The sequence below is a fragment of the Aeromicrobium sp. genome (assembly GCF_050700635.1).
GTDB lineage: Bacteria > Actinomycetota > Actinomycetes > Propionibacteriales > Nocardioidaceae > Aeromicrobium.
In genome coordinates this window covers 1-4,291 of record NZ_JBOHDT010000025.1, presented here as the reverse complement: position 1 = coordinate 4,291, position 4,291 = coordinate 1, and the positions used below count along the sequence as shown (strand labels likewise).

Annotated in this window: 6 protein-coding genes; 1 reads left to right on the top strand and 5 read right to left on the bottom strand. The window is 68.5% G+C overall.

Annotated elements, in window-relative coordinates:
- From ACRDPN_RS01790 to ACRDPN_RS01770, 5 genes are all read right to left on the bottom strand, one after another.
- Positions 1-565: class I SAM-dependent methyltransferase (locus ACRDPN_RS01790; protein ID WP_431445614.1), on the bottom strand; the 565-nt coding region annotated here is incomplete at its 3' end.
- Entirely contained in the window at positions 562-1,536 is a 975-nt protein-coding gene (locus ACRDPN_RS01785) for a phosphotransferase (protein WP_431445613.1), read from the bottom strand. The genes ACRDPN_RS01785 and ACRDPN_RS01790, both read right to left, overlap by 4 nt.
- Positions 1,537-1,670: 134 nt before the next feature.
- The gene (locus ACRDPN_RS01780; protein ID WP_431445612.1) at positions 1,671-2,165 is read right to left on the bottom strand and encodes an SRPBCC family protein; all 495 of its coding nucleotides are present in this window, start codon (positions 2,163-2,165) and stop codon (positions 1,671-1,673) included.
- On the bottom strand, positions 2,158-2,556 hold the full coding sequence (locus ACRDPN_RS01775; RefSeq protein WP_431445611.1) for an ArsR/SmtB family transcription factor: 399 nt from the start codon (positions 2,554-2,556) through the stop codon (positions 2,158-2,160). The genes ACRDPN_RS01780 and ACRDPN_RS01775 overlap by 8 nt, the downstream gene beginning before the upstream one ends.
- 49 nt (positions 2,557-2,605) lie before the next feature.
- The gene (locus tag ACRDPN_RS01770) at positions 2,606-3,466 is read right to left on the bottom strand and encodes an SDR family oxidoreductase (protein WP_431445610.1); all 861 of its coding nucleotides are present in this window, start codon (positions 3,464-3,466) and stop codon (positions 2,606-2,608) included.
- Positions 3,467-3,549: 83 nt separating this feature from the next.
- Here ACRDPN_RS01770 and ACRDPN_RS01765 point away from each other — a divergent pair.
- The coding region (locus tag ACRDPN_RS01765; protein ID WP_431445609.1) for an alpha/beta fold hydrolase at positions 3,550-4,291 on the top strand (742 nt) is incomplete at its 3' end.

Below are 4,291 nucleotides of genomic sequence, written 5' to 3'. Positions count from 1 at the left end.
GGTAACCGGCCGATCGCAACATCGCCGTGAGCGACGACGTGTCCTCCACCAGGGGCTCGAGCTCGCTCTTGAGCTGCTCGTACCACGGCGGCGAGACGAAGCCGAATCGCGTCATGACCGCGTCGATGGCAACCTTCGTCGGGTGCGACGGACCCGGCGCAAACGTGGCGATGAGAGCGGCCGGCGCCACCCGGCGCCACTCGGCGAGGGCCGCGGCCGGGTCGGCCAGGTGGGTCAGGCTGAAGGCGGAGAGCAGGAGGTCGAAGCTCCCGTCGGCGAACGGGAGTCTCCCGGCGTCGGCCACCACCGCCGGGATCACCGGCGCGCGATGTTGCAACATCGCCATTGAGATGTCGCTGGCGACGGCCCGCCGTGCACCGCGGGCAAGAGCGGCGTCGCAGGCGACGGCGGTGCCCGCCCCGACGTCGAGGACGTCGGCGCCGGAGACGGTGACGGGGGAGTGCTCCAGCATCGCCGTGGCGAACCGTGCGTAGACGAGCGCAGGCGCAGATGCCCATGCCTCGGCCCCGGCGTCGTACTCTGCACCGAGCTCGGGGCCGCTCACAGCAGCTCCGCGGCCTCGACCGCGTGGCGTTCCCACCAGGCGAGCTCGTCGTCGTAGCCGGCGAACGCCTTCTCCCAGCCGAACTGGACGAGCGCACCGAGCAGGCAGAGCCGCAGCTGCCGTGACCACCACGGCTCGGTGCCGATCCCATGCCGCTCCAGAGCCTCGCGGTAAGCGTCGATCGCGTCCTCCTTCGACTGTGGAAGGCGTCGGCAGTTGATGGAGAGGTACCACGCGAGGTCGCTCAGCGCGGGGCCCCGGCCGGGCAGCTCCCAGTCCAGAAGGATGGTGTTGAGGTCGGGGTCGGAGCCCAGGTTGTCGAGCTTCCAGTTGCCGTGCACCAGCGTCTCCGGGGTGCCGGACAGGGCGTCGACGAGTGGCGTGGGGTCGATCGCCAGCGGGGAGACGATGGCCGCCGCCGTCGGCGCCACCTCGGCGAGCAGGGGCCAGCCCTGTCCGATCAGTGGTGGGACGTGGTGCGTGGATCCGAGGGCCGCCTCCCGCTCGGCCGTGTGCGGTGACAGCTCGAGGTAACGTGTCCGGTTCGACACCACGTCGATGTCGTCGGATGTCTGCCAGAACGTTGCGTGCATGTCTGCCATGTGATCGAGGAAGCGCAGGTGCTGGTCGAGCGGGACCACGTCGCCTGCGACGGGCACGAGCCAGTCGCCGACGTCGCGCATGAGGAGCGCGGTCACTCCGTCCTCGTGGGCGATCCCGACGATCGGCTGGTTGATGCTCGCCGGCAACCGGGCCAGGATGCCACGGCGCCAGAGCTCCAGAGTGGCGCTGCCGTCGACGCCGGCGGCGCGCATCGTCCAGTCTGTGCTCGGGTCGAGGTACTTCACGACGTGCGGCTCGCCGCCGATGCTCACCCGCTCGAGCCGCGCCCCGGACTTGCCCGCGCTGTCGATCGTGGTGACGTCCGTCGCGCTCGCAAGCAGCTCGGCGATGGAGCCTGCCTCGACCATCTGACGAGCATAGAACCGGACCTGAGCGTCGAGTGGCGCAAACCCAACTGCGAGTGGCGCAGCATGGCGCGACACGCCGTCTCAGAACAGCCGGATTGCGCCACTCGCGGAGGTGTGGCCGGGGATGGACTGGTTCAGTCCACGAACTCGTCGGGATCGTTGCGGAACTTCGCCGGGGTGGCGAGTAGGCCGTCGAGCTTGGCGAGCGACTGGTTCCAGCCGATCTCGGACATCTCGCGCAGCTCCTCGCCGAAGGGGCCCTGGCGCAGCTCGAGGCGGGTGCCGTCTCCCTCGGGGACGAACTCGATCGAGAGCGTGAACTTGGTGCCGTCCTCGACGCCGGGGATGTTCTCGGCGATCTCGTAGCCGACGAGCAGCCGGTTCTCGACGACCTCGCTGAAGGTGGCGTTCACGGGCGCTTCCATCGCGGGTCCCACGTGGCTGACCATCGTCATCCTCCAGTGCCCGCCGTCGCGGATGTCGACGTCGATGGAGTCGAGCGGCACGTGGAAGGCGAGCGGGCCGAACCACTGGGCGAGCTGCTCGGGGTCGGTGAAGGCGCGGTACACGATCTCGGGTGCGGCGTCGAAGTAACGTGAGATCTCGACCTCGTACGTGGTGTCAGTCATCGTCCTGGTCCTTGTCCTTGTCGGTGGGCTGGTCTGGCTTCGGCTGGTCCTGCATGCGCTTCATGACCTCGAGATGGGCGTCGAGGCGGTCGAACCGGGCGTCCCACAGCTGGGTGAGGTGCTCCATCCACGTGGTCGCCTCCTTCAGTGGCGCGGCGTGAAGGCTGTTGGACCTCCACTGTGCCCGTCGGTCACGGGTGATCAAGCCGGCGTTCTCGAGCACCTTGAGGTGACGGGAGATGGCCGGGAGGCTGATCGGGAAGGGTTCGGCCAGCTCGCTGACCGTCGCGTCGCCGGCGCCGAGCCGGGTCAGGATCTCGCGCCGGGTCGGGTCGGACAGGGCCGCGAAGACCCGGTCGAGCTCTGCGGTGGCGAGCTGTGTCGTTGCCATGTACTTAACATAGATGTTAATTAACTACCTTGTCAAGTACGGTGTGACCTCACATCAGACGAAGCTCGGGGTTGTGCGGACCCTTCGGCTCGGCCCAGAAGTCGAGCGCGAGATCCTCCTCGCGTCCGCCGTTGAGGTAGACGGAGAAGTCCGTGACACCGGCGGCCTCGAGCACGTCGTCGTCGATGAAGAACTGGCCGGTCACCTCGCGCGACGGCTTGGTGAGGATCCCGTAGGCGGCGTCCGCCATGATCGACGGCTTGCGGGAGTGGGTCTCCAGGCCGGCGCCCACGACGTTGCGCACCGCAGCGGTGTCGATGGCGGTGCGAGGCCACAGGGAGTTGGCCGCGATGCCGTCCTCGCGCAGCTCCTCGCTCAGCCCGAGCGTCACCAGGCTCATCCCGAACTTGGCGATCGTGTAGCCGGTGGCTCGACCGGCCCACTTCGGGTCGGTCGAGATGGGTGGCGACAACGTGAGGATGTGTGGGTTGTTCGTCGACTTGCGCAGCCACGGGATCGACAGCTTCGACAGCAGGAAGGCGCCGCGGCAGTTGATGTCGTTCATGAGGTCGTACGCCTTCATCGACAGGTCCTCGGTGCGTGACAGGTTGATGGCGCTGGCGTTGTTGACCACGATGTCGATGCCGCCGAACTGTGCGGCGGTCTGCTCGACGGCGCTCGCGACGAACTCGTCGTCGCGGACGTCGCCGACGAGGGGGAGGGCGTGACCTCCGGCCTCCTCGATGGCCGCCGCCGCAGTGTGGATGGTGCCTGGCAGCTTGGGATGCGGCTCGGACGTCTTGGCGAGCAGGGCGATGTTGGCGCCGTCGCGGGCCGCACGCACGGCGATGGCCTCGCCGATGCCGCGGCTGCCGCCGGACATGATCATGGTGGTTCCGGACAGACCCATGAGTTCTCCTCGCGACCGGACGGCGGTATCGTGCTGCCGTTGACAGAAACAGTCAAGCGTGACTGTAACTGAGGAAGGCCCGCATGAGTACCCCCACCTGGTTCACCGGCGCGATCGCCGAGCCGTTCGACACGGACGAGGTCGACGCGGCCGGAGCCCGCATCAGCTATCGGGCCTGGGGCAAGCCCGGTCAGCCCGGTGTCGTCCTGGTCCACGGCGGAGCAGCGCACGCCGGCTGGTGGGACCACATCGCCCCTTTCCTTGCCGCCGATCACCGCGTGATGGCGATCGACCTCAGCGGTCACGGGTCCAGCGAGCATCGGGAGTCGTACTCCCTCTCGACATGGGCCGACGAGGTCATGACCGTCGCGGCCCGGGAGTCGGACACGCCGCCGGTGATCATCGGGCACAGCATGGGTGGATTCGTGGCGTTCACCGCTGCCGTCGAGCATGGCCCGGACGTCCGCGGCGTCGCCGCGATCGACTCCCCGGTGCGCGAGATGTCACCGGAGGCGCGGGCGTGGTTGCAGAGGAACTCCACCTTGCCCCCGCAGAAGGTGCGCCCAGACCGGGAGACGATCGTCACCCGGTTCCGCACGCTGCCCGAGGACGTCGCCGGCCTCGAGTACGTCCGGAAGCACATCGCCGAGCAGTCGGTGCGCAAGGTCGACGGCGGGTGGACGTGGTCGTTCGACCCGTCGATCTTCCTCAGCTCGCAGATGGAGCCCGAGGACCTCGCGTCGGCAGCGTGTGAGGTCGCCCTGGTGCGAGGCGAACGCGGCATGGCCACCACCGACATCACGTCGAGCGTCGCCGAGATCCTGG

Coding starts and splice junctions, on each gene's coding strand:
- ACRDPN_RS01785 (WP_431445613.1), bottom strand. CDS start 1,536: ATGGTCGAGGCAGGCTCCATCGCCGAGCTGCTTGCGAGCGCGACGGAC.
- ACRDPN_RS01780 (WP_431445612.1), bottom strand. CDS start 2,165: ATGACTGACACCACGTACGAGGTCGAGATCTCACGTTACTTCGACGCC.
- ACRDPN_RS01775 (WP_431445611.1), bottom strand. CDS start 2,556: ATGGCAACGACACAGCTCGCCACCGCAGAGCTCGACCGGGTCTTCGCG.
- ACRDPN_RS01770 (WP_431445610.1), bottom strand. CDS start 3,466: ATGGGTCTGTCCGGAACCACCATGATCATGTCCGGCGGCAGCCGCGGC.